The following is a 439-nucleotide window of genomic DNA, read 5'->3' as shown; positions in this document are numbered from 1 at the left end:
GTTCGACCTTCAGCAACTGAACCTGATGCTGGAGATCAATGCCACCGTCCTTTGTGGCCGGGACCCGGTACGCCGACTGGAGTACGCCCAACATCTGGCGGCTACCGAAGCGCACTTCTTCAACAACGTTGAGGGCGGCATCAAGGACTTGTTCAATTGGTACTGCGCCTATCGCAGTGAATCCGTCTGGAAGCGTGCGGCCGGTGTCTATGTGCGCATCCTCAGCAAGCCGCAATTGTTTATCGAGGGCAATAACCGTAGTGGTTCGCTCATCGTCAGCTATTTGCTCATGCGGGCGGGGTTACCCCCGTTCGTGCTGACGCTGGAAAACGCCGAGGGTTACTTCAATCCGTCCTCGGTCATCCGCAACTCCGCCAAGCATGGGATCAAGGCGTTGTATGAATTGCCGAAAATCAAGAAAAAGTATGCAGCCTTCCTC

General features: G+C 55.4%; 1 pseudogene. It reads left to right on the top strand.

Annotated elements, in window-relative coordinates:
• Positions 1-439, top strand: a pseudogene (locus EYW48_RS21485) (hypothetical protein); the annotation flags it as partial.

Source organism: Vibrio sp. 1180_3 (assembly GCF_029478545.1).
Taxonomy (GTDB): domain Bacteria; phylum Pseudomonadota; class Gammaproteobacteria; order Enterobacterales; family Vibrionaceae; genus Vibrio; species Vibrio aestuarianus.
Note: the sequence above shows the minus strand (reverse complement) of the source record. Positions and strands in the feature narration are given on the sequence as shown.